General features: G+C 60.0%; 19 protein-coding genes. 12 read left to right on the top strand and 7 right to left on the bottom strand.

What is annotated here, in order from left to right; all coding sequences use genetic code 11:
• Position 1: 1 nt before the first annotated feature.
• A complete protein-coding gene (locus tag IAE40_RS00450) occupies positions 2-838 on the top strand; it encodes an ABC transporter permease (protein ID WP_197890829.1) in 837 nt (278 codons plus the stop codon).
• A 125-nt stretch (positions 839-963) separates the two neighbouring features.
• Positions 964-1,251 carry a hypothetical protein gene (locus IAE40_RS00445; RefSeq protein WP_063544989.1) on the top strand — a complete coding sequence of 96 codons (288 nt, stop codon included), beginning with the start codon at positions 964-966 and terminating at the stop codon, positions 1,249-1,251.
• Positions 1,252-1,275: 24 nt separating this feature from the next.
• On the opposite strand, the gene IAE40_RS00440 is transcribed toward IAE40_RS00445, so the two are convergent.
• Complete coding sequence (locus tag IAE40_RS00440; RefSeq protein WP_081311661.1) at positions 1,276-1,554, bottom strand: DUF1652 domain-containing protein; 279 nt, start codon at positions 1,552-1,554, stop codon at positions 1,276-1,278.
• A gap of 323 nt (positions 1,555-1,877) precedes the next feature.
• On the opposite strand from IAE40_RS00440, the gene IAE40_RS25855 reads away from it, so the two are divergent.
• Positions 1,878-2,105, top strand: coding sequence for a DUF6555 family protein (locus IAE40_RS25855; protein WP_054890681.1), 228 nt, complete (start codon positions 1,878-1,880; stop codon positions 2,103-2,105).
• Positions 2,106-2,147: 42 nt separating this feature from the next.
• Here the strand turns inward: IAE40_RS25855 and IAE40_RS00430 are convergent, their stop codons facing one another.
• Entirely contained in the window at positions 2,148-3,017 is an 870-nt protein-coding gene (locus tag IAE40_RS00430; protein WP_200602384.1) for a pirin family protein, read from the bottom strand.
• Positions 3,018-3,212: 195 nt separating this feature from the next.
• Here IAE40_RS00430 and IAE40_RS00425 point away from each other — a divergent pair, with 195 nt between their 5' ends.
• The gene (locus IAE40_RS00425) at positions 3,213-4,268 is read left to right on the top strand and encodes a HEAT repeat domain-containing protein (RefSeq protein ID WP_200602383.1); all 1,056 of its coding nucleotides are present in this window, start codon (positions 3,213-3,215) and stop codon (positions 4,266-4,268) included.
• Between the two features lie 100 nt (positions 4,269-4,368).
• Entirely contained in the window at positions 4,369-5,961 is a 1,593-nt protein-coding gene (locus IAE40_RS00420; protein WP_153773710.1) for a response regulator, read from the top strand.
• A 6-nt stretch (positions 5,962-5,967) separates the two neighbouring features.
• On the opposite strand, the gene IAE40_RS00415 is transcribed toward IAE40_RS00420, so the two are convergent.
• A complete protein-coding gene (locus IAE40_RS00415) occupies positions 5,968-8,037 on the bottom strand; it encodes a hybrid sensor histidine kinase/response regulator (RefSeq protein ID WP_200602382.1) in 2,070 nt (689 codons plus the stop codon).
• 341 nt (positions 8,038-8,378) lie between these two features.
• On the opposite strand from IAE40_RS00415, the gene IAE40_RS00410 reads away from it, so the two are divergent.
• On the top strand, positions 8,379-9,185 hold the full coding sequence (locus IAE40_RS00410) for a CSS-motif domain-containing protein (protein ID WP_197890820.1): 807 nt from the start codon (positions 8,379-8,381) through the stop codon (positions 9,183-9,185).
• Positions 9,186-9,201: 16 nt separating this feature from the next.
• Here IAE40_RS00410 and hppD read toward each other — a convergent pair whose 3' ends face one another.
• Positions 9,202-10,278, bottom strand: a complete 1,077-nt coding sequence (hppD, locus tag IAE40_RS00405) for a 4-hydroxyphenylpyruvate dioxygenase (protein ID WP_063544992.1) — start codon at positions 10,276-10,278, stop codon at positions 9,202-9,204.
• Positions 10,279-10,586: 308 nt separating this feature from the next.
• Between hppD and IAE40_RS00400 the strand changes: the two genes are divergently transcribed.
• Both IAE40_RS00400 and rarD read left to right on the top strand, forming a co-directional pair.
• A complete protein-coding gene (locus IAE40_RS00400) occupies positions 10,587-12,173 on the top strand; it encodes an EAL domain-containing protein (protein ID WP_197890819.1) in 1,587 nt (528 codons plus the stop codon).
• Positions 12,174-12,206: 33 nt separating this feature from the next.
• The gene (gene rarD, locus IAE40_RS00395) at positions 12,207-13,094 is read left to right on the top strand and encodes an EamA family transporter RarD (RefSeq protein ID WP_197890817.1); all 888 of its coding nucleotides are present in this window, start codon (positions 12,207-12,209) and stop codon (positions 13,092-13,094) included.
• On the opposite strand, the gene IAE40_RS00390 is transcribed toward rarD, so the two are convergent.
• Complete coding sequence (locus IAE40_RS00390; protein ID WP_197890815.1) at positions 13,057-14,628, bottom strand: TerC family protein; 1,572 nt, start codon at positions 14,626-14,628, stop codon at positions 13,057-13,059. The genes rarD and IAE40_RS00390 overlap by 38 nt on opposite strands.
• 262 nt (positions 14,629-14,890) lie before the next feature.
• Here IAE40_RS00390 and IAE40_RS00385 point away from each other — a divergent pair, with 262 nt between their 5' ends.
• Entirely contained in the window at positions 14,891-15,475 is a 585-nt protein-coding gene (locus IAE40_RS00385) for a LysE family translocator (RefSeq protein WP_153773716.1), read from the top strand.
• Between the two features lie 5 nt (positions 15,476-15,480).
• Here the strand turns inward: IAE40_RS00385 and IAE40_RS00380 are convergent, their stop codons facing one another.
• Positions 15,481-16,260 carry an AraC family transcriptional regulator gene (locus IAE40_RS00380; protein ID WP_197890813.1) on the bottom strand — a complete coding sequence of 260 codons (780 nt, stop codon included), beginning with the start codon at positions 16,258-16,260 and terminating at the stop codon, positions 15,481-15,483.
• Positions 16,261-16,270: 10 nt separating this feature from the next.
• Entirely contained in the window at positions 16,271-16,813 is a 543-nt protein-coding gene (locus IAE40_RS00375) for a helix-turn-helix domain-containing protein (protein ID WP_200602381.1), read from the bottom strand.
• A 151-nt stretch (positions 16,814-16,964) separates the two neighbouring features.
• Between IAE40_RS00375 and IAE40_RS00370 the strand changes: the two genes are divergently transcribed.
• The 3 genes from IAE40_RS00370 (at position 16,965) to IAE40_RS00360 (ending at position 20,561) form a co-directional block, all read left to right on the top strand.
• Complete coding sequence (locus tag IAE40_RS00370) at positions 16,965-17,747, top strand: aldolase (RefSeq protein WP_200602380.1); 783 nt, start codon at positions 16,965-16,967, stop codon at positions 17,745-17,747.
• A 33-nt stretch (positions 17,748-17,780) separates the two neighbouring features.
• The gene (locus tag IAE40_RS00365) at positions 17,781-18,671 is read left to right on the top strand and encodes a dihydrodipicolinate synthase family protein (RefSeq protein WP_200602379.1); all 891 of its coding nucleotides are present in this window, start codon (positions 17,781-17,783) and stop codon (positions 18,669-18,671) included.
• Positions 18,672-18,806: 135 nt separating this feature from the next.
• Entirely contained in the window at positions 18,807-20,561 is a 1,755-nt protein-coding gene (locus IAE40_RS00360) for a hypothetical protein (RefSeq protein WP_200602378.1), read from the top strand.
• Positions 20,562-20,581 lie beyond the last annotated feature (20 nt).

Raw genomic sequence — 20,581 nt, 5'->3', positions numbered from 1 at the left:
CATGTCGTGGACCATCCTCTGGCTACTACGCGCCGCCCTCCTGCTCGCACTGTTCTCCTTCTGGTCATGGCTGGCTGCCGACGAAGAGCTGGCGTTCTTTGTCGGTCACCCACACGCAGTCTTGCAGCAACTCTGGCGCTGGCTGAGCACGGGCAACGGTTCGCTGGAGCTGTATTGGCAAGATCATCTGCTGACTACGCTGAACTTTCCCGGCACGCTCTACCCTCACTTGCTGGTCACACTGACCGAAACGCTCCTGGCCTTTTTGCTAGGGCTCACCTCAGGCCTGGCACTCGGTCTCTGGTTAGGGCTCACGCCCACGCTGGCGCGGGTATTGTCGCCGTTCATCAAGGCTGCCAATGCGGTCCCCAGGGTGGTGCTGGCGCCCTTGTTGGTGATGTGGCTGGGGCTGGGCATCGCCTCGAAGGTCGCGCTGGGCATCACATTGGTATTCTTTGCGGTCTTCTTCAACGTCTACCAGGGCGTGCGCGAGGTAAGTCCTGCGCTGTTGGCCAACGTAAGATTGCTTGGCGCCAACCGCTGGCAACTCATTCGTATCGTCTATCTGCCTGCCGCCCTGGGTTGGGTGTTTTCCAGCCTGAACACCGTCATCGGCCTGGCATTCGTCGGGGTCGTGGTCGGTGAATACCTGGGATCGACACGCGGAATTGGCTACCTCATCCTGCAAGCCGAGGCCACCTTCGACGTCAACACCGTGCTGGCGGGCATCATCGTTCTCACCTGCTGCGCCCTGCTCTTCGATGCCCTGCTCGCCAGGCTGGAGCGGCGTCTGTCAGCCTGGCGCCAGCAGTCGGATGATGAACCTCGACGTTGGTAGAAAATTCCAATGGAACATAGTCCGGCTGGCGCCCTCAACATGCCTACGTCCTTCGGAGACTTAGCCATGTCATTGCCCTTGAGTACGCACGATCACCGGCATCACCGGCCGTTCTGGCAACAGCCATGAAGATGCCCGGCCGCGCGCCCAGCTCCTGCCTGCAGCTCGACTATGTTCGCGACACACTGTTCGGCCCAGTGGCGCAGAGTGTCGAATGCCATGCCCAACTGGCCGCGCTTAATTTGCAAGGGCACCCTGCGCTGCGTTTGCACATTCACCCGCCACTTCCGGACAAGGTTGAACGTGCTCATAGTGTTGCATTCGTCTGGCAGGGACGCCGTTATCGGGGGGTAGTGCGCGACTGCGGCAAATGCGGCGACGGTGGTTTGAATCTGCTGCTTGAGCTGCAGTGAAGCGATCGGCCGCCCGGGATCAGGCTATATAAGAGCCTTCTGGGTAGTCACCTTGAGGTCAGGTGCATGCCCCACTCGTTGCGCGCCACGCAACTGCCCGACCAAACCGACCAGGTCACGACAACTGTTAAGGCTATCGAGCGGTATGCCTGTCAGAGTGTAGCCATCCTCCAGGCTCTCACCCCGTCCCAGGCGAATGGTCAGGCTGACGCCATCGGGGCTACTCACTTCGCACCGATCGGGCAGACAGGCCTGCTCGATCAACTGACGCATCTCCAGCATCGAAACGCCGATCAACGACATGTCATGACCCTCTCTTCAACGGATTGCCTTTGATGGGACTACACGTTGTGCAGGTGTAGCGCCAATTGATAGTGCTCATGTCCCCGCCGGCAGCCCATTCATCCTGGCAATGTCCAACGCGCAAAAGCCTTATCCACTCTAGTGAGTGGAACCATGGCGCGATGGCTCGTTCGATTGGTTGCCTGGGCGATGCGACAAACGGCAGCAAAAGTACCGTTCGTCGTGTGCAACGAAGATTTTGCAAACTTTACCGTCTGGCTCGATTTCACAGCATCAAGCCATGGACCGTCGTGTTGCGCGTTGCGCTGAGGAATCGGGTAGCGATGATTGATGCAAAACTGTTCGTGATCGACTATGCGCTGCACGGCGAGCACAAGTCGTTCATCATTCGCGCCGAACGTATGGATAATGCCGAGGCCTGGCATTGGGCAAGTTGCGATGCCGGCGTCGGCAAAATCGGCCGCTATGGCCGAGAAAAGATCAAGAAAGTCAGTAGACCCATGGCCGAGCGCTATGGCATCAGCGAGGTGAGCTGGCGCGCCTCTGGCTGAAATTGGCTTGTGGCAGCGCCAGATACCCCGCATGACGTGCGTTCAGGATTTCACCATCTGCCCAAAACGCCCTGCGTGGAAGTCGTCGAATGCTTCGGCGATTTGAGCCTGGGAGTTCATCACGAACGGGCCATAACCAACGATCGGCTCATCGATCGGTTCGCCACTGAGCAATAACAAGGTGGCGTCTTCCAGCGCAGTCACGCCGGCATGTTCGCCATCGCGCTCCAGCAACACCAGGCTGGCCGGGCTGACGTCCTGCTGGTCGTTAACCCGTATCGACCCGCGCAGTGCAACCAGCGCGGCATTACGCCCCAGCGCAATCGGCAAATGCAGCGTTGCCCCAGCCTGCAAACGCACGTCCCACACATCCATGGACGTGAACGTCCGGGCAGGTCCCCGGTGTCCACGGTAATCGCCTGCGATCACCCGCAGGCTGCCGATACCCTCGCCTAGCGCTACTCGGGGAATCTCAGCATCCAGTAGCGTCTGGTAACCCGCCGGAGTCAGTTTGTCGCGGGCAGGCAAGTTGACCCACAGCTGCACCATCTCAAGCACGCCACCGCTGCGGGCAAAGGCCGGCGAATGGAATTCTTCATGGATGATGCCATTGGCTGCGGTCATCCACTGCACGTCGCCAGGGCCGATCAAGCCGCCGGCGCCGGTGGAGTCTCGGTGTTGGAGTTCTCCCTGGTAGACAATGGTCACGGTCTCGAAGCCGCGATGCGGGTGCTGGCCGACTCCGCGACGGGCGTTGGTCGGCGGGAACGTGTGAGGGCCAGCGTAGTCCAGCATCAGGAACGGGCTGATATGGCGTGCCAGTTGATCGTAAGTGAACAGACTGCGCACGGGGAAACCATCCCCAACCCAATGGGCGTGAGGACTACGGTGAATACCCAGAATCTTTTTCACGAGATATCTCCTCTCTTGGCTGGCAAGTATTCTACCGATGAACACAATGATGCATTAGGCGGACAAAATAGCTTTATTTGTCTCATATGCAGGACAATCCTTCCCTGCACCTTCCAATCCGAAGGCTTGCCCGGCCCCGTTGCATTTAGCCGCCGGCTGCCCCAAGCTCAGCCCTTCCTGACCCCGGTACCACTAATGCCCAAACGTAGCCGCTACCTGATCGCACTGCTGCTCATCCTGGCGATCCCAGGGGTGATCGGTTATTTGTGGCGCGCGCCGAAACCGGTGCCCTCCAGCCTGCCGCCGCAGAGCTATGCCAAGGCACTGCGCCAGGCGCACGAAGGTCTTCCGGGGGCAGCCCGGGTGCTCTACCAACAGTTGCAACGCAAGGACCTGCCGCCGATCCGGCGCGCTGCGCTCTACGCCGAACTCCCTCACTACCCCTCCCCCCAGGCGCTGAAACTGGCCCAGCAGGACCTCGACCACGGTGATCCCCTTGTACGCCGTGCGGCGATCACCAGCATCCGGCGCCTGCTGCCACCAGCCCAACGCAGTCTGGTCCTCGGCCCTTTGCTCGAGGATGACGACCAGAACGTACGGTTCGCCGTGGTGGATGCATTGCTGGGCCTGGACCCCGATGCCATCGGCCTGTATTTCCGACCGCTGCAGGCGGCCTTGGAGCAATACCAACAAGCACTCCAACAGCGACCCGACGATGCCGAGGCACAAGTCCACCTGGCGCGGCTGTACCTTCACGAACAGGATTACCCACAGGCCGAAGCGGCGCTTCAGCGCAGCCTTGCTCTGGCACCGCAGGATCTGCAAGCGCTTGCAACGCGGGTACGCCTGCTGGAGCGCCAAGGCCAGCACGACGCCTCCCGCGAGGTGCTGGGCAAAGCCCTGGCGCTGCGCCCGGACTCTGCGTTTCTGCAATATGAACTGGGCCTGTGGCTCACCCGCCATGATCAACAGGAATACGCCTTGCTGGCTTTTTCCCGAGCCGTTGAACTCGAGCCGGACAATGCCGACTACCGCTACACGTTGGCCGTCACCCTGCATGACCTTGAACAGGTCGAAGCAGCACAAAAACAGCTGGAAACCCTGCTCGACCGCCAGCCCGCCAATCGTCGAGCTCGGGTACTGCTGATTCGCTACTGGAAGGAAACCGGGCAGATACAGAATGTACAAGTCTTGCTCGCCGAACTTGAGCGACAGAACCCAGACGATCCCTATTTGCAACAAGGTTTGTAGAACCGGTTTGAACCTCGGCGGAACGCTGGTGGTCCAGTGGGTAGTAGCACGCTGAACGCACGGCCATTTCCGGCCAGGCCACTGCCCTGGGAGATTCGTCTTGTCCGGTTCGTTGTCGTTGGACGAACGCACCCTGATCCTCGCACCCGAGCAGGTTGCAGCGACTGTCGCCAACCTGTTGTCTGGCAGCGGTATCGCCTGCCTGTGTACAAGCGACAAGCAGCGCTTTGGCCTATGGCTGGCAGAGGGTGTTGCCGTGGTAATCGTCGACTCGCAGGCTTTGTCCGACAACCCGCAGTCACCCCTGCACCTGTTCATCGAGGGTCAACCCGAATGGTCCGACCTGCCGGTATTGCTGCTCAACACCCATGCGACGACCGTTAATGTGTCGATGTTGCAAGGGTTGGGTAATCTGTCGTACCTGAGTTACCCGTTCGACGAACAGCAACTTTTGGGCGCGACGAACCAAGCTCTGCGCGCTCGGCGTCGACAGTACATGGCGCGCAACGCGTTGAGCGCGCTGCACCAGCGCCTGGAAAGCCTACAGACTGGCGACCAGGTCCGACACCAGACTCGCAAGATGGAAGCTATTGGCCAGTTGGCCGGCGGCGTTGCCCATGACTTCAACAATCTGCTGACCAGCATCGGCGGTAGCTTCGAATTGATCGACAGGCGTCTGCAGCAAGGACGCACCGAAGGGCTCGACAAAGTCCTGCGCATGGGGCAAGACGCCGTAGCCCGCGGGGCGACGCTGACTCACAGGCTGCTGGCCTTTTCTTCCCGTCAATCGCTGCAGAGCCAGGCGGTGGACCTGCATGCCCTGCTCCAGCCTGCGCGGTTGCAGGCTATATTGGGCAGTTCGGTGAAACTGTCCTTGCGCGTGTCGGATGAACTCTGGCCAGTCGAGGCAGACGACAAGCAGTTACGCGAATCGTTGAACAACCTGCTGCTCAACGCCCGGGAAGCCATGCCCAGCGGGGGGCGGCTGTCTATCGAAGCCAGCAACCAGCACATCGACGCTGCACAGTTCCAAGATGCTGGCTTGAGCAGCGGCGACTACCTGCAACTGACCATCAGCGACACTGGCCAGGGCATGTCGCAAGGCACCCTGGAACATGCCTTCGAACCCTTTTTCAGTACCAAGCCCGTGGGCCAGGGCATAGGCCTGGGCTTGTCGATGGTCTATGGGTTCAGCAAACAGTCCCACGGCCATGTCACGGTGGACAGCCAGATTGGCCGGGGCACGCGGGTGGATCTCTACCTGCCGCGCTGCCTGGGCATCCCGCCGCAGGCCTTGGAGGCTGCAAGTACGCCGACGGCAGGGAACTGCCGCGAGGTGTTGATCGTCGAGGACGATCGCGAAGTGCGCGAGCTGCTCTGCCAGGCTCTGTGTGATGACGGCTTCCCCTGCCAAAGCGCCTGCAACGCTACGCAGGCGCTGCACCTTCTGCGTTCCCCCCAGCCCATCGCACTGCTTATCAGCGATGTCGGACTGCCAGGCATGAATGGTCGACAGCTGGCCGAGATTGCTCGCACACTACGACCGAACCTGCCTGTCCTGTTCATTACCGGTTACGCGGAAACGGCCATGTCCCGCGAAGGCTTCCTCGCCCCTGGCATGCAACTGATCTGCAAACCCTTCGAGCTGAACCAGCTGAGCCAGCGCGTGGCACAGATGCTCGGCGAAGCATGATCGCCGTCAGGGCTCGAGCATCCGCTGAACCTGGACCGCGAGGCTTTCCAGCGAGAACGGCTTGAGCATGAGTGCGGTGCCTGGCTGGTCGAGAAGGCTGCGTTCGAGAGGCTGCGCGGTGTATCCGGTAATGAACAGGATTTTCTGAAGGGGTTTGGCCTGGCGAATCGTCTTGCCCACCTGGCGTCCGCTCATACCACCTGGCAAACCGATATCGGTGATCACCAGATCGAATACACCACTCTCACGATAGTGCTCCAGCGCCATACCGGAATCACTGGCTTCGATGACGTCAAAACCATGCTCTACCAGCACCTCCTTCATCAATGACCGTAAATTCCCCTCGTCGTCGACCAACAGTATTCGCTCAGTCCTGCCCTGCTTCAACGCAGGCACCTCTCCCTCTTCATTGACTACAGGCAACTCGCCTGGGTGGCGCGGGAACAGGAGTGTGACCTGAGTACCCTTCCCTGGCGTCGACTCGATCCACACATAACCCCCAGACTGGCGAGCAAATCCGTAGATCATCGGCAGCCCAAGCCCGGCGCCACGACCTTTGGGCTTGGTGGTGAAGAACGGCTCGAAAGCACGGCTCACCGCGTCTGCGGGCATGCCCTGCCCATCATCCTGGACGTGAATGGCGACATAATCCCCGGCAGGGATGCTCTCATCGTGCTCCACCCCATTCTCAAATCGTTCGTTGGCCGTCCGAATAGTCAAGCAACCCCTTTCAACCACCGCATCCTGGGCATTGCTGCACAGGTTGAGAATCGCAACCTCCAACTGCCCAGGATCGACCTGCACTGGCCAGGGCGCTACGTCCAGTTGCCAGTTCAATGCGAATTCTGGCCCGAGAGCCTGATGGATCAATGGCTCAAGATCTTGCAACAGGCCGTTCACATCGAGTAGTCGCGGTCGCAATGGTTGGCTGCTGGAAAATGCCAGCAACCGATGGGTCAGCGCCATCGCACGCTGTACCGACTCGCGCGCCACATGGACGTACTCATCGATGCGCTCCAAGCGTCCCTGGCCCAAGCGACGCTGGAGCAACTCGAGGCTACCGCCAATGCCCGCCAATAGATTGTTCATCTCATGCGCCATGCCGCCCGCCAATTGGCCAACGGTTTCCATTCGCTGCCTATCACGCAGCAGGCTTTGGGCCTCGCGCAAGATCGTGGTGCGCTCCTCGGTAATATCCCGCCCTACTGCAATCAGCACGTCGCCCTCGGGCCGCGCACTCCAACTCATCCAACGGTAGTACCCATCCTTGTGCCTGAGCCGCGACTCCACCTGTTCGATCACCTTGCCCAGCAGCAGATCATTGATCGCCAGGCGGACCTCCGCACGATCAGCGGGATGCACAAGATCGACGAGCGCAATCGCGTTCAGTGACTGCTGTTCCCATCCCAGCACCCGATGCCATGCGTCGTTCGCGGCCAGCAGTTCGAGATCGCGGCTGACGATGATCATCGCATCCCGTGACAGGCGCCAGAGAGGATCACTGTTGGGTAGATGACACCCGACCTGTTGCTCGAAGCTCTGCGCCAGTTCACGCCACTGGCGGATTTGCTCCAAGCTGGCAGTGGTATCGATCGCGGTGTGCAAAAACCCGGCAACCGTACCTTCCTCATCGCGCACGGGGGCGTAACCGAACGCGAACCAGGCATGTTCACCGCTCTCACGATAACGCACCTGGATGGGCGACTCGTCGACAAAACTGGCCCTCCCCTCCAGCGCCTGGAAGACCCGTGGGCCCATTCGCTCCCATTCAACATGCCACAGCTGATCAAAACGTTCCCCTACCTGGCGCTGGTCGTCAGCCAGCAACGCCAGGTAGCTCTGGCTGGGAATCAGAGTCAGTTCCTTGCCCCAGGCCAGTGCGCAGGGAAAGGGCGACAAAAGCATGATATCCACCGCGATACGTAGCGAGGGAGGCCACTGCGACAATGGGCCCAGCGGAGTGCTGCCCCAATCGAAGTGGAGAATATGTTCAGCGCGCACCTCGACCGAGGGTGACGGCGAAACCAGATGTATGACTTGTGTGGCGCCCTTTCGCGCCTGTTCATCGGCAGCCAAGAACAATGCTCCCGGCAAAGGCACCAAGTGGCATGAGCACGTTGGCTGGCAGGGTTTCCGAATCCATGGCAACTCCTGAAGATCATGAAATACCTGAAGGCTAGCACATTGCTATAGAGAACAGCCCGAACACGATTGCACTGATCAGCCTGCACCTTTATCGGCCAGCAGGCTTTTTCAAGGCACGGGTCAAGGAGCAAATGATCTAGCGACTCCATCAACCGTAATCAATCGCACAGGCAAGGGGTGGTTTGTCTCCCCCCATTCACGACATGACTTACAGCGTCACTGGATACACAAGAGCAAGCTTCTTCATTCATCGAAACGATAGGGAGAAGTCAATGAGCATTTCCAGGTATCTGAACCACCGCGTGACCAATCTCATGCTCTCCGTATTGATCGGCACAACCCCCGTGATCTCGGGATTGGTGGTCATGGACTACCAAATGCACAGACAGCTTGAGAAAAAATCGAAGGTCTCCATCGAAGAAGCCGTGTTCGCTATCGATCGTGTACTCGATAGCCTACATAGCGCGGCACTGCAGGCGCAGCCGCTGAGTACCCAGCCATGCAGTGAAGTTCAACAAGAACTGGAGAACCAGGCCAGGCGTAACCCGCGGATTCACTCGTTGGTGTTGACCCGCAACGACATCGGATTTTGCAGTAGCCTGGGCACAAAGCCTTTGTACACGCCTCACTTCGCAAAGGGCGAATACCTGCAACTCAACATGAATTCACCGACCATCCCCAACGGTATTCTCGTGGAGTACCGCTTGGTCGCCGATAACCATTCAGTTATCGCCAGCACCTACGGGCTCGAGCTACGGAACGAACTGCGCGGCTTCAAGGACGGGGTCGTGTTGGAACTTGAGTTTGGCGACCTTTACATCTCGGCCAAAGGTGACAGCCGTAACGAAGTACGCCCCTCGCTGTCGGAGTTCTCGCAGAGCGGCGTATCGGAAAAGTACGGTTACCTCGTCAGAGCGGGTTATCCTGATGGTTTTACGGCTCGCGAGTCACACTATATCAGGACAAATATCATGCCCTCCCTCGTACTTATCGGCCTGTTCACCTCGGTGCTCGTACTTTGGAGCCTCTTGCGTAAACGATACCCTGTCAAAGGGGTGTTGCCGGTCACTGACCGGTAACACCCTGTTCACAAGGCTAGTCGACGTTAAGCACGCCGCGCCGAACCTGATCGCGCTCAATGGACTCGAACAGCGCCTTGAAATTACCTTCGCCAAAGCCATCATCGCCCTTGCGCTGGATGAACTCGAAGAATACCGGCCCCAGCAGGGTTTCCGAGAAGATCTGCAGCAACAGGCGTTTGTCGCCAGGCGCGGACGCACCATCGAGCAGAATACCCCGAGCCTGTAGCTGATCGACGGGCTCGCCATGCCCCGGCAGGCGCTCTTCGAGCATCTCGTAGTAGGTCTGTGGCGGCGGGGTCATGAAACGCGTGCCGATGGCCTTGAGAGCATCCCAGGTCTTGAGCAGGTCGTCGGTCAGGAAGGCCACGTGCTGAATACCTTCTCCATTGAACTGCATCAGGAACTCTTCGATCTGGCCCGAGCCCTTGGACGATTCCTCGTTCAGCGGAATACGGATCATGCCGTCCGGCGCAGTCATGGCGCGCGAGGTCAGCCCGGTGTACTCGCCCTTGATGTCGAAATAGCGGATCTCGCGGAAATTGAACAACTTCTCGTAAAAGCCTGCCCAATAGCTCATTCGCCCACGGTAGACGTTGTGCGTGAGGTGATCGATGATCTTCAGCCCCGCGCCTGCCGGATTGCGGTCAACGCCTTCGATAAAGTTGAAGTCGATGTCATAGATCGAGCTGCCTTCCTCGAAACGATCGATCAGGTACAGCGGCGCACCGCCGATGCCCTTGATCGCTGGCAGCCGCAGCTCCATCGGGCCCGTTTCGATTTCGACCGGCTGAGCCCCCAACTCCAGCGCGCGGGCATAGGCTTCATGCGCATTGCGCACGCGGAATGCCATACCGCAAACGGACGGACCATGCTCGGCAGCAAAGTAGGAAGCGATGCTCTTGGGCTCGTTGTTCAGGATCAGGTTGATGCCACCCTGGCGATAGAGGTGGACATCCTTGGAGCGGTGAGTGGCCACCTTTGTGAAGCCCAATGCCTGGAATACCGGTTCCAGCACGCCAGGAGTGGGCGAAGCGAACTCGATGAACTCAAAGCCCATCAGGCCCATCGGGTTGTCGAAGATATCAGCCATGTTCGTGTCCTCATCTACAGCAAAAAAAACGGTGTCAAACGCTTGGGATGTCGGACAGATGAGGTGGTGAGCAGGGAATACCCCTCACGCTGCGGGAGAGGAAATCGCCATAGAGAAGCTTGAACCCGTGATATGCCATATGGACCTGGTCTCGGCTGGGTCGGCTTTCCAGAAGGGAAAGACCTTATTCTTGTATTCGTAAACTGATTCTACAGTGCGTAATTTCCTTTGTCGCGCATTAGTTCGGTACTCCGCCGAAGGTCCGAGCTATCCTTGTGCAACCACCAGTCATACAAGTCTAGACCCGCATGCCTCTTACGGTTAAACGCACTGCTCGCTGGAGCTGGCGCCGCCTGCTGCCCTGGGCGGTCGGCACACTGCCAATACTGTGCGGCCTGGCGATCATGCACTGGCAGATCGAACGCGATCTGCGAGACAACAGCCAGGCCACCGTCCAGCAGGTCGTCAACCATGTGGAGCGTATCCTGGATGGTGTCTCCAAGGCGGCGCAAGCGCTGTTGCCTCTGGCCGGACGCCCGTGTAGCGAAGTCACACTGGCTTTGCGCGAGCAAGTGACGCGCAATGCGTTCGTACGCTCCACCAACCTGTTTGACCACGACACCCTGTATTGCTCCTCGCTGTTGGGCGATTACGACGAACCGGTCAACCCCCTCGACTACACCGAAGGTCAGCTGTGGCTGATGGATGGCAATTCGATCACGCCCGGCCATCCCCTATTGGTGTATCGCACCGGTCAGGAGGGCCGCGGAGCCATCGCCACGGTCGATGGCGACCACCTGCTCACGGCCCTGCGCTTGATTGCCGATGACGAAACGCTAGGGGTTCAGATCGGCAGGCACTGGTTGGGTGCCGACGGCCTCGTGCATACCGGCACCCCTCCGACAGCCGCCAGCGCACACGTCTCTCAATACTCGGCACGCTACCCGTTCAGCGTCCACGGTGGCTATGGTCCGGACAAACCGATGGAAGTGCTGCGCAGCCAGTACCCGGCGCTGCTGGGCCTTCTATTGGTCATTGGCGCGTTGATCGGTCTGGCCTGTCGTTGGCAACTGCGACGTGCCTCGTCGTCAAGGGCCGAGTTGAACCGGGCGCTGGAGGCGAACGAGTTCATCCCATACTTTCAGCCGGTGGTGCGCAAGGGTGACTACCGCTGGGCCGGCGCCGAGATACTGATGCGCTGGCAACACCCGCACGAGGGATTGGTGCGCCCCGACCTGTTCATCCCCTACGCCGAGCACAGTGGGCAGATCGTGCCCATGACCCGTGCTCTGATGCTGCTTACCGCCCAAGGCCTGGCGCCCTATTCGGCGCTGATGGAGGACGGCTTCCACATCGGCATCAACATCACCGCCGACCACTGCCGCGACCTGGGACTGCTTGACGATTGCCGCACCTTTCTCCAGCACTTTCCACCTGGCCGAGTGATCCTGACCCTGGAGTTGACCGAACGCAAACTGATCGAAGCGACGCCGATCACCCTGGAGCTGTTCGAAAAGCTTCACCAGATGGGCGTGATGATTGCCCTGGACGACTTCGGCACCGGCCAGTCCAGCCTCAACTACCTGCGGCAGTTCAAGATCGACTACCTGAAGATCGACCAGAGTTTCGTCGCCATGATCGGCAGCGATGCACTGTCACAGCACATCCTCGACACCATCATCGACCTGTCGACCAAGCTGGGGCTGGGCATTGTCGCCGAGGGCGTGGAAACCGACATTCAGCGTGATTACCTTGCGCGACAACAGGTGGATTTCCAGCAAGGCTACCTTTACGCCCGGCCAATGCCGCTGGAAGAATTCCTTCAGGCGCTCGCTGCACAGCCTGCCAGCTTGCGGTTGCCCCAGGGCGTCCCCCCTGAGATCATGCCCGGCTGATTCGTCCGTTTACTTTCTGCAACCGAGGCTTTCGTGTCAAAAGGCATCATCTCGTCTGTCATGGCATCCTGTCTGTTCGCCGTGATGTACTTCTATACCTCCATGCTCGCACCGCTCGACGGCGAGGAGATCTTCGGCTGGCGCACCCTGCTGACCCTCCCGTGCCTCACCCTGTTCATGCTGCTCAGCAAGGACTGGAAGCATGTCGGCGAGCTGCTGGCGCGCGTTCGCCAGACCCCTCGCCTGTTACTGGGCATGGTCGGCACGTCATGGCTGCTGGGTGTCCAGCTATGGCTGTTCCTCTGGGCGCCGCTGCACGGGCGTAGCCTTGAGGTGTCGATGGGGTATTTCCTGCTGCCGCTAGCCATGGTCCTGACCGGCAGAGTGGCCTATGGCGAGCGCCTGTCACGCTTGCAGAAGCTGGCGGTAGGCTGCGCCGCGCTTGGCGTTGGTCACGAGCTGTACCAGCATGGCAGTTTCGCCTGGGAGACGCTGGTGGTTGTGATCGGCTATCCGATCTATTTCGTGCTGCGCCGACGCTGCCGCACCGACCACCTGGGCGGCTTGTGGTGCGACATGTGCCTGTTGCTGCCATGGGCCTTGTACTTCGTGATCCAAGGCCCGCTGTCGAGTGCCGACCTGGCTGCACATCCAGGCCTGTACGCCCTGATCCCGCTGCTGGGAGCGATCAGCGCTTCGGCGCTGATCGTCTACGTGCTCGCCAGTCGCCTGCTGCCGTTCGGTCTGTTCGGCCTGCTCAGCTACGTCGAACCGGTGCTGCTGGTCGGCGTAGCCCTGCTACTGGGCGAGAGCATCGCGCCTGACCAGTGGCTGACCTACCTGCCGATCTGGGCTGCGGTGCTGGTGCTGGTGCTCGAAGGCATCAAGCACCTGCTGCGTCAGCGTCGTCGGTCGGTGTAAGACGCACCTGGCGCACCCGCCTCTCCTCCACCGCCACCACCGTCATGGTCCAGCCGTTCCAGGCCAGTTGATCGCCTACCACCGGCAGGCGATCCAGCAGGCTCATCACCAAGCCCGCCAGGGTCTGGTAATCCTCGGTGGCGCGGGCGACGAAGCCGGTACGCGCCTGAACCTGGCTCAGGTTCAGGGCACCACTGACCACGAAACCGCCCGACTCCTCGACGATCCCCGGTCCTTCCACCTCACTGGCGTCTGGTAATTCGCCAGCAATGGACTCGAGGATGTCGGTCATGGTCAGTACGCCGGTGAAGTCACCAAATTCGTTGACCACGAAGGCAATGTGGGTGGACTGACCACGCATCTGCTCCAGCGCGTTGAGAATACTGAAACTCTCCAGCAGGTTCAGCGGTGTACGCACCATGCTTTCAAGGTCTGGCTGATTGCCCGAGAGCAATTCCTTGAGCAACTCCTTCTTGTGCACAAAGCCCAGTGGCTCGTCGATACGACCGTCACGAATCAACGGCAGTCGCGAGTATGGCGAGTTGACCAAGACCTGCGTAATGGCTTCATCCGACAGCGCCAGATCAATGGCATCCACCTCGGCACGGACGGTCATCACGGTGCGTATCGGTCGCTCTGCCAGGTTCAGCACACCGCTGATCATCACCCGCTCGCGGCGGTCGAACAGCACCTGCTCTTCCCCCCCTTCGACCAGGTCGGCGATCTCCTCGCCCACTTCATCGGCCTCGATGCGTCGCCCACCCAGCAAGCGCAGTACAGCATGCGCGGTGCGCTCGCGCAGCGGCTTGTGCTGCTGCAGGCTGCGTTTGCGGCGGGCCCGTGCCACCTGGTTGAACAGCTCGATCAGGATCGAGAAACCGATAGCCGCATACAGATAGCCTTTAGGGATATGGAAGCCCAGGCCTTCGGCAGTCAGGCTGAAACCGATCATCATCAGGAAGCCCAGGCACAGCATGATCACCGTCGGGTGGGCGTTGACGAAACGGGTCAGCGGCTTGCTGGCAACGATCATGATACCGATGGAGAAGATCACTGCGATCATCATCACCGAGAGCTGCTCGACCATGCCAACGGCCGTGATAACCGCATCCAGCGAGAACACCGCATCGAGTACGACGATCTGCGCGACGATGGGCCAGAAGGCAGCGTGACGCACAGCGCCGGTGCTCTGGGCCACATGCCCTTCCAGGCGCTCGTGCAACTCCATGGTGGCCTTGAACAACAGGAACACACCACCGAACAGCATGATCAGGTCACGGCCAGAGAAGCTCTTGCCCCAGACCTCGAACAACGGCGCGGTCAGGGTCACCATCCACGAGATGGAGGCCAACAAGCCCAGGCGCATCAGCAGTGCCAAGGTCAACCCGATCACCCGGGCACGGTCGCGCTGATGCGGCGGCAACTTGTCGGCGAGGATTGCGATGAACACCAGGTTGTCGATACCCAGCACCAGCTCGAGGACGATAAGCGTCAACAGGCCTAGCCAGGCCGTGGGGTCAGCTAGCCATTCCATTAGCGGGTACTCTCGGGAGAAACGTCACGAAGACGCGGAAAGGATGGCCAGGACGGCCGAAGACTGGGGGGCTCCGCGAAGGTGCTCATAAATACCTTGATAGAAATTTGGGAAGGTGATCCTACAATCGAAGCAGGTTTTCCTGACAGTGTGAAACTATTACAAAAGCTGTAACAGCTCCGTTTGAGCACTTTCGTTCAATACCAGGGCCTCAAAGGTGAGCCAGGATGCGTGACCTCATTCGACATCAAGGAAGCCTTTCATGAGCCTGTCACTGTCCATGGCCGCCTTCGCCTTGGCGGCCTCGATTTCTCCTGGCCCTGTGAATATAGTCGCCCTCGGCAGTGGTGCACGTCATGGGCTGCGTGCCAGCCTGGGCCATGCTGCCGGCGCCAGCCTGGGGTTCTGCCTGCTGCTGGTACTGATCGGCCTGGGGCTGCATGAAGTGCTGCTGCGCTGGCCAGTGTTAAGCCGCCTGCTGCATTGGGGTGGGGTGCTGTTCCTGTTGTACATGGCCTGGAAGCTGTCCAGCGACAACGGCCAGCTGAACGCCAGCCATCAGACGCAGGCGCCCTCGTTCTGGCACGGTGCTGTGATGCAGTGGCTCAACCCCAAGGCCTGGCTGGCTTCAGTGGCCGGAATCGGCGCCTATACCGGCGGCGACCAGCAACTGCTGTGGCTGTTCACCTGGCTGTATGCACCCATCTGCTTCGTCTCAGTGGCCAGCTGGGCGTGGGCTGGCAGCGTGATCAGTCAGTACCTGGGTAACCCACGTCGCATGCGTCTGTTCAATCGCGGGTTGGCGGTACTGCTGGTCGCCAGCGCGGTGTACCTGGTACTGGGCTAACGCGCTCAACCGCCGCTGCGGTAATGCCCTGGCGTGGCGGCCAGATGCTGCTTGAAAGCCCGCTGCAGATGCGCCTGATCGGCAAAGCCCGCCTCCAGCGCCACCTCGGCGATCCCGCGTCCGCGACGCAATTGCGCCCGGGCGTGCTGTACCCGCTGGTCGACCAGATACCCATGGGGCGTCAAGCCAAAGCGTCGACGGAACGCGCGAATCAGATACGCCCGCGACAACCCCGCGGCGGCGCAGATATCGTCAAGGCTCAAAGGGTCGAGGCGATGGGCACGAATGAAGGCCGCTGCCGTCTCCAGACGCGGATGTGCCTGCGAATGCACGCCGGGCGCTGCCTCTAGGTATCCCGGCAGTGCCTTGAAGAACGCCTTCAGCATCGTTTCACTGACGTCGGTATCGCCATCGAACAGCCCGGCGAAGAGCTGCAACAGACGCGCATAGAGCGCTGGCGACTCGCTGTAGGTTGCCTGGGGCAGGACGAAGCCCTGCGCCTCAAGCCAGGGCAGGTCGACGTACAACATCAGGTACGACCAGACCTCACCCTCGATCGGATTGCACGCATGTACCACACCGGGGTTCATCAGCACCGTAGCGCCGGCCGCAAGCTCGCGCCAGGTATCGCCGGACAGATAGCTGCTGCGCCCGCCCGTCACCACACCCACGGAAAAACCTTCATGCGAATGCGGGCCATAGCAGACCTGGCGCCCATCTCCCACCCGCCGCGCCTCGACGAAGGGCAGCGCTGGATCGCGCCAGAACCGCGACACCTCGATCATCGTCCGCGCCTCACGCCTCACCGCCTTGTACCACGACCAGCAACTGCGCCTGGCATTCACCGACCGAGCGCAGCCGATGCGGTGTCTGCGCGTTGAAATGCAGGGCATCGCCCTGCTCCAGCAACACCCGCTCAGACATGAAATCGACCTCGACCTGGCCCGCATGGACGAACAGAAATTCCTCGCCCTGGTGCTCCTTGAACGTGGGATCACTGAAATCGCGGGGTGGCTGAACAAGAAAGGGTAAGAGGCTGCGCTGCCCGATCTGTGACGTCAGCACCGTATAACCCGGGCCTGCACCATCACCTACCAGGGCCTGGCGCTCACCGCTGCGCATCAGGCTGTAGCGCGCCTGGAGAGTGTGATCTTCGGCAAACAATTCTTCGACATTGACGTTCAATGCCCTGGCCAGCTTCAACGCCGCCGCGATCGAAGGGGTGTTCAACCCACGCTCGACCTTCGACAGGTAGCTCTTGGTCATGCCGGATTTCTCAGCCAGCACCTCCAGGGTAATGCCCAGTTTCTTTCTCAGCAGTTTCAAGCGGATAGACATGCGGCGCGGTTTTCCCGTGTGAACGGCCTTGCTAATGACACTTTGTGTCATGTAGATTGTTTTGTGTCATGTGGTTGACCGCCCCTCTCCCGATCAAAGCAGCGAGGCGGGCAAGCACTGGCATCATCAGCACGCCACAGAGGATATCCCCATGGCCAACACCCTGACACTCGGCAAAGAGCAACTGGTGCACAAAGCGCTGGCACAGATGCAAGGCTCACTCGCCGATAATACGTGGACTGTACGCGAAAAGCTGGCCCTGACCTGTCGAATTCTCTTCGACCATGGCCATGATTCAGGCCTGGCCGGGCAGATCAGCGCCCGTGGCCCGCAACCTGGCACGTTCTACACCCAACAACTGGGCCTGGGCTTCGACGAGATCAGTGCCAGCAACCTGCTGCTGGTCAACGAAGACCTGGAGGTGCTCGAAGGCCAAGGCATGCCCAACCCCGCCAACCGCTTTCACAGCTGGGTGTACCGCGCCCGGCCAGATGTGAACTGCATCATCCACACCCACCCCACCCACGTTGCCGCCCTGTCGATGCTGGAGGTGCCGCTGCAGGTCTCACACATGGACCTGTGCCCGCTGTACGACGATTGCGCGTTCCTCGGCGCCTGGCCTGGCGTACCGGTGGGCAACGAAGAAGGCGAGATCATCAGCCAGGCCCTGGGTGACAAGCGCGCCATCCTGCTTTCGCACCACGGCCAGCTGTCCACCGGCACCAGTATCGAGCAGGCTTGCGTCTATGCCCAATTGATCGAACGCGCCGCGCGCCTTCAGTTGCTGGCGATGTCCGCCGGCAGCATCAAATCCATCGACCCGCAGCTTGGTCGTGAAGCCCACGACTGGATCGACCGCCCCAAGCGCCACGGCGCCTCGTTCAACTACTTCGCCCGGCAGAGCCTGCGCAAACACGCCAACTGCCTTGACTGACCCCTGAATGCCTTGCTTGCGGAGCCATCCATCATGACCACAGAATTCCACGGTATCATCGGCTACACCATCACTCCGTTCAGCCAGGACGGCGAACAGCTCGACCTGCCTGCCCTGGGCCAGTCCATCGATCGCCTCATCGACAGCGGCGTACACGCGATCGCCCCGCTGGGCAGCACCGGTGAAGGCGCCTACCTGAGCGACAGTGAATGGCATCAAGTCGCTCAATACAGCCTCGAACGCATTGCCAAGCGCGTGCCCAGCATCGTCAGCGTCTCCGACCTGACCACCGCTGGCGCGATCCGCCGCGCCCGCTTCGCCCAGCAGCACGGTGCCGATGCGGTGATGGTGCTGCCTTCAGCCTACTGGAAGCTCAGTGCAGCCGAGATCCTCACGCACTACCGCAGCATCGGCGCTGCGGTCGACCTGCCGATCATGCTCTACAACAACCCCGCCACCAGCGGCACTGATATGCCGGTGGAACTGATCCTGCGCATTGTCCGCGAGGTGGACAACGTCACCATGGTCAAGGAGAGTACTGGCGACATCCAGCGCATGCACAGGCTGCAGCTGCTCGGAGAAGGCCGGGTGCCGTTCTACAACGGCTGCAATCCGCTGGCGCTGGAGGCTTTCGTGGCCGGAGCAAAAGGCTGGTGCACTGCAGCGGCCAATCTCATTCCACAACTGAACCTGCAGCTGTACCAGGCGGTACTCGACGCCGACCTCAAGCAAGCACAGGCGTTGTTCTACCACCAATTGCCATTGCTGGACTTCATTCTCAAAGGCGGCTTGCCAGCGACCATCAAGGCCGGATTGGCCATGACCGGGCTGCCGGTGGGTGAACCACGTCGACCGGTGTTCGGGCTCGATGAGCAAACTCGCGACACCTTGGAGCGCCTGCTGCACGACCTGCGCAGCCATTGAAGGCCTGGAGATCACTGCACGCCATACGATTGATAGGTGTGACTCCCCCCTACAACTGACAAATTTGCCAGTTGTAGGGGCGAGAAAGCCGAGCTTAAATTCCGCCCAACATCCAACAAGATGAAGGGGCGCGACATGCCAGGCAAGGCTCGAGTCTTTGTATATTGCTGTGCCATTTTTGGCGTATTTGGCCAACTGCCCTCCTTCGCCGCCGCCCCCCCTAATGAACAGCAGGGCGAGCAAGGACCCAGCCAGGCGGCGCCCGCCACGATCCTGGACCAGTCCACGCTGCAGATCGCCGAGCAACCATCGCTGATCGACCGGCTCAACCTGCGCTACAACAATGTAGTGGAGCACTGCGATGACGGTGCTTCGGCCTTGCACTGCAGCGGTATCATCCTGCGCCGCTCCACCTTCAACCCCAACTTCAGCTTCTGGACTCACAGCCCTGCGGCCAAAGCACTCGGTTCGGTGACTTTTTCCTGGTTGCGTGCCGACGGCACCAGCAACAGCAACGACTTGTCCAGCGGTTTCATATTCATGGATAACAGCACCGCGCGTGCTGCTGGCTATGCGCTGCAGACGCCGCGTTGCATCTACCCGTTCATGGCTGGCACCCAAGGGGCCGCCGCGGGTCGATGGCTGCATGGGTGCGGCCCGACCAAAACCGAGATCTGGCAACACAAGGACGAAAGTTCCTGCATGATCAAGGCCACACCCGCGACCGACCCAGACGGTTGGGCTGCCGATTTCAAAGGCGGCGGGTTGGATCGCAGCAAACAGTGCTCTCTGAGTGTCCAGGTACCGGAACAACTGATCACCAGCCTGAAGGTGCGGGCGTCTCACAGTGACATTGCCAAGGCCTATGGCAACGAACTGCTGATTCCCACATGGGACGAAAATTACTCAAAACAGCTGCCGATCGAGGCGTTTTTCTACAACACCGCCAAAAGCGGAGCCTTCGAAAATTCCCTCAACTTGCGCGATGCCTTCTACAAGGAAACCTTCCGCCTGGTCCCCATCGTAGGGCTGGACCTTGGCGCCACTGACAAGCAAGTTTTCAAACCGCTCAGCCGCGATCAGCAAGGCATAGCAACTGCCAATGGCCTGAACCTGCGTTATGCCAACACACTAAACGATTGCGAATTCAAGGCGCCACTCTACTGCGCCGGCGTGATCCTGCGCACCACGACATTCTCCCCCAACTTCCGAGCATGGAATCCAAGCCAGAAATCCGTAGACAGCGGCGCAGTGTCGTTCTCGTACCTGAGAACGGATCTGGGTATCACGACGCTTGCATGGAACACGCTGAACCAAGGGCTGATCTTCAACGAGCTCGACGCCGTCAAGCAACCGCGCATGTATCCGATCACACCGCTGTGCATGTACCCCACCGATGCCGCAAGTTGGAATCGAGGTGCGAATGGCTGTGGCATTCATAGTCAATACGGTGCGATCAGCGACAAATGCGCACCGCAGAATGTTACAAACCTGGCACAACTTCAGCGTCACTTTCATTCGGTAGCCGACAACGGTTCCTACTTCAACGAGCGCAACAAACATCAATGCAGCCTTGCCATCAACCTAACTGAATTCAATCTCGCGTCGGTATCGCGCAAGTCCATGCTCAATGCCCAGCAGCAACTTCACCATAACGAGCTGATCGTGGGGACCTGGCCGCAAAACATTCCTGACCTGCTGCCGCTTGAGGCGTTCTTCTATCAGTACAAGGATGACAATACCGCCAAACCAGCCATTGAGCAGGCCAAGGGCATGCAACAGGACTTGCTGACCACTGCCAACGGCCTGTGGAAGCCCGTGATCCGCCTCAATCTGGCAGCCCCAAGCGGTGGTGCGTTCGCGACATACCGGGCACAAGATCAGAACTGATCGTTCCTCGCCTGTCCCGG

The sequence above is a fragment of the Pseudomonas sp. S44 genome, assembly GCF_016624805.1.
Classification (GTDB): domain Bacteria; phylum Pseudomonadota; class Gammaproteobacteria; order Pseudomonadales; family Pseudomonadaceae; genus Aquipseudomonas; species Aquipseudomonas machongensis.
Note: the sequence above shows the minus strand (reverse complement) of the source record. Positions and strands in the feature narration are given on the sequence as shown.